We start from the raw sequence: 1,935 nt of genomic DNA, 5'->3' as shown, positions 1-1,935 counted from the left end.
AGCCATTACAACAGCTATGCACTTGAATTTTTAGCATGGTTGGACAAAGACCACACAGAACCGGAGAACGCCACAGCAAAAGAAGTCTTGGCCTATCTGAACCACTTGCAGAAAAAGGGACAGGAAAGCAAAACCCGAAACATAAGGCTGAACGTAATCAAGCAGTTTTTTAACTATCAAATCGACTGTGGCCACCGAACAGACAATCCCGTCCAGCACCTGAAAATAAGGGGAAGCAAGAAACAGAAACTTTACCCGATCTTAGATAAACTACAACTTGAAAAACTCTACAATGAATACCAGGTTCCGACCGATGAAGATGGACGAGCAAATCGAAATTGGTTCAAAAGCTACAAACTAAGCAGAGCCAGAAACAAAGCCATTATTAGCCTGATGATCCACCAGGGCTTGACCACTCCGGAAGTGAATAAACTGCAACTGAAAGACCTGAAACTAAAGGAAGGAACTGTTTTTATCGGTGGAAGCAGAAAGAGCAACGAACGGACTTTAGAACTGAAATCAAAGCAGATCATTGAACTGATGGAATACCAGTTTACCACCAGAGCTGAACTCTTAAAGTTCTGCAGAGAAGAAACCCAAAACCTGTTTATCAGCTCACCACCAATCGGCAAAGGCTACAGCAAAAGAACAGACTGCGGGGAAATATGGAAGCGGTTGAGCCAGGAGATCAGGGAACAGAACAAAGACTTTATCAACTTCAAACAGGTTCGGACTTCTGTAATTACGCATTGGTTGAAAGAGTTTAATCTAAGGCAAGTTCAGTACATGGCAGGTCACAGATATGTAAGCTCAACTGAAAGTTACTTGGTCAATCAAACCGAAGATCTACAAAAGGACATTGACCAGTTTTATCCGTTCTAAACCCAACCCACGCCCACGCTTCGTTGCTCCTCAAGGTCGCAACCCCAAACACAGGAAAAGCGGTGTTCCTCCTTCGGTCGTCAGCAAAGCAAGTCGCCAAGCTTTTACAGCCCATTTTTTGGAAGAGTTGATTTTATAAGGTCAAAAAATAAGCTGCAAAACCCTTCGGGTGCTCCGCTAAAGCTCCGCAGCTTGTCACCTTGCTTGCGTTCCTCGGTCAGTCGTCACGGCAGCTCTTGTGTCTTTTTTGCCACTTCTCTGCACTCCACTGCGTTGGTTCAAAAAATGAAACAGCAGAATCGATTTTAAAAGGTGTTCATTTTTAGCACAAGCCTCGCTCGTTCCGTTCAGTCGCAAAAAATCCACCCGCTGCCCATTATTTAGCTCGCCTGCGGGTCGCTGCGGGCTGCGGCTAACTCGATTGATTTTTAAGCGGTAGCCTTGCTTTTGTTCCGCTTCACTCCGGGTTTTTGTAAGGATGGAAAATTTACAAAAACCACTGCGTTCAGCTCCACACGTATGTCGTGCCACGCAGCTCGTTCCTCACTGCTTTTTGGCACTCCACCCTTGCTCCACTCGCAGGCGGCTCGCAACCTTCGTTCGTACCTCTCTCCGGTGGCTTGGCCGTTCGGACTGCAACCCGTTCCGCTAAAGCTCCACTCATTGCAGCCTCCGTCCAGCCGTTTAGCTCAAGGCTGTTTTTCCTGTGTCTGCCCGTAATCCTTCCGCGCGCGATCCGATGCCGTCCTCCGAATGAAATTTAGTGCCGCGCTTGGATGCTCATTTTTAGTAAAGAAGCCGCGCAGATCCAGCCGCACAAACCAAAGCTTCATTACTAAAAATCGAGCCGTAAACCCGAAGCCCGGCAGTTAAAACTAACCTTGAAATACCAGTAAAATCGACCTTTTTACTTAACTTGGTCTGCTGAAGATGGAAGCCCGAAACGTTACATACTCCACCACAGGGAAGGCACTAGAAGTGAACCCGATTTTTTTTGGGAAGCCTCTAGAAAAGAATGACTCCGAGCCGTTTTTTTGCCTAAATGCTTACACC

General features: G+C 46.6%; 1 protein-coding gene. It reads left to right on the top strand.

The window, feature by feature from the left end; all coding sequences use genetic code 11:
- Positions 1-882: tyrosine-type recombinase/integrase (locus tag F3059_RS13585; protein ID WP_151170206.1), on the top strand; the 882-nt coding region annotated here is incomplete at its 5' end.
- Positions 883-1,935: the final 1,053 nt, after the last annotated feature.

Source organism: Salibacter halophilus (genome assembly GCF_008806325.1).
Classification (GTDB): Bacteria; Bacteroidota; Bacteroidia; order Flavobacteriales_G; family Salibacteraceae; genus Salibacter; species Salibacter halophilus.
Note: the sequence above shows the minus strand (reverse complement) of the source record. Positions and strands in the feature narration are given on the sequence as shown.